Raw genomic sequence first — 1,673 nt, forward strand, 5'->3', positions numbered from 1 at the left:
AGTGAGATCACCAACCGCAACGGCCAGGAGCCCTGCCGCGTTACGGTCCTCGACCACCAGCCGCCATCACCCACGAACCACAGGATGAGAAACGCTCAGTGCTTAGTGAGTTTCCTGACCCATTGCGATGAGAGCCCTACGGGCAGCGCCAATGACATCATCCCATACCCGCGTTTGGATGATTTCCGCATCAGACGATGACGGTGCAGAAATCGCGCGGTCCAGCACCAAATTCAGTGCCTGCATAGCTGCAACTTCCTCTTCATCAATGAGGACGAAACCCAGCTTCCCGCATGGTTCCGCGAGAACGCCGGAGTCATCGAAGAAATCTAGCGCCTCATCGAGACCGGAATTGCCTGGATTCCTCGACATCCAGTTCTCCTCCTGCCAACCCTTATCGCTCAGCCTGACCAGCCAGTCGATTAACTGAGCGCGGATCCAAGGAGTCTGCAGTTCAGCGATTTTATGAGGCACTCCAGCTCCTCCACGTCTGCCACTCACCAAGGGGAAGGCGGGCTTTCACTGACATGAGGTCAACAGACCCCCCCAAGTCGAGACGTCGACGGCAAGATCATCGACCGCAATGAACAGAAGCCTTGCCACTTCATTCCCTGAGCACCATCCTTCACCACCCACAAACCAAAGGGTAAAAGTCTTTCAATCGCGCACCATCAATGGATCTTCAATCGAAGCATTTCGAATTAATGCCGACTCGAGCGGCAGCATGATCATTGATGTCAGACATGCGACCGCCCCGCACATTCGTTGGCAAAAATATGCGGGGCAATCACCTCTACAGATTCAGTAAATAGGCTCGCCAGCCACCCCGCTGAACCCCGAAAGGCCATGCTTCTTCGCCAACTCGATCACTTGGGGAAGGTAATCCAGTTGCCGAACTGAAAAGGTGAGGAGAGCATACTTCAGGGCGTCCTCTGGACTTTCCTCCAGATCGAACTCCGAAGGTTCTAGCACATCTTTCATGTCCGGCCAGCGGCTCAGCAACTCCTCACGGAAACGCAACACGTCATCGCTGGACGTCAGGCCGGAAGTATCCCCCTCGGCAAGCCTGTCGAAAATCTCCTCAGGATTTCCGACACCGTGCTTCCAGAAGCCAAAATCGCTGCTCAAGGCCCCCTCCTAAGGGTGCTTAGGATTGCATATCGGGCACTCAGTACCGCGACGGATCACTGTGGTCTTGAAGCCATATGTCTTCTCCAGCCATGCATCCTTCCTTCGTTGCACCCTCGTGTAATTAGACTTATTAACCTTTATCTCGTAGAGGTCAAGGCCCCCATCAGCGTTCTTGATTGCAATATCCACCTCGCGCACGCCATAGGGAGTCCACAACTTAAGCCCATTCCCGTAGGTTTCGCTGTAGATGTCCGATCGTTTGTAGAATCGTTCAAATGTCGCCGTCATTTCGTCGACACCTGCAGCGCCACGAGCCTTGTCATGCTTACGGTTACCACAGTTGGTGTTGTGAACGAGTACTGGCGCATCGCCCGCCAACACATAGTACGTGTGAAGATTGTTGACGGTGAGGTTGTGGACGGTGGCGTGCTGTGTCGTCCAGCGCTTGACCGCGGTGATCTGGACACGGGTGCCGGCACTGGTCTTGAGCCACTGGCCAGCCTTGAGATCGGCGGCGTCGATCCATTCACCGAGCTCGGGGA

3 protein-coding genes are annotated in these 1,673 nt (G+C 55.0%); all 3 read right to left on the minus strand.

What is annotated here, in order from left to right; translation table 11 throughout:
- Window positions 1-102: 102 nt before the first annotated feature.
- Complete coding sequence (locus tag ABD224_RS29110) at window positions 103-474, minus strand: SCO4402 family protein (protein ID WP_344055295.1); 372 nt, start codon at window positions 472-474, stop codon at window positions 103-105.
- 327 nt (window positions 475-801) lie between these two features.
- Window positions 802-1,128, minus strand: a complete 327-nt coding sequence (locus ABD224_RS29115) for a hypothetical protein (RefSeq protein ID WP_067400737.1) — start codon at window positions 1,126-1,128, stop codon at window positions 802-804.
- A gap of 9 nt (window positions 1,129-1,137) precedes the next feature.
- The coding region (locus tag ABD224_RS29120) for a polymorphic toxin-type HINT domain-containing protein (RefSeq protein ID WP_344055298.1) at window positions 1,138-1,673 on the minus strand (536 nt) is incomplete at its 5' end.

It is taken from the genome of Streptomyces thermoalcalitolerans (assembly GCF_039525155.1).
In the GTDB taxonomy this organism is placed as follows: domain Bacteria; phylum Actinomycetota; class Actinomycetes; order Streptomycetales; family Streptomycetaceae; genus Streptomyces; species Streptomyces thermovulgaris.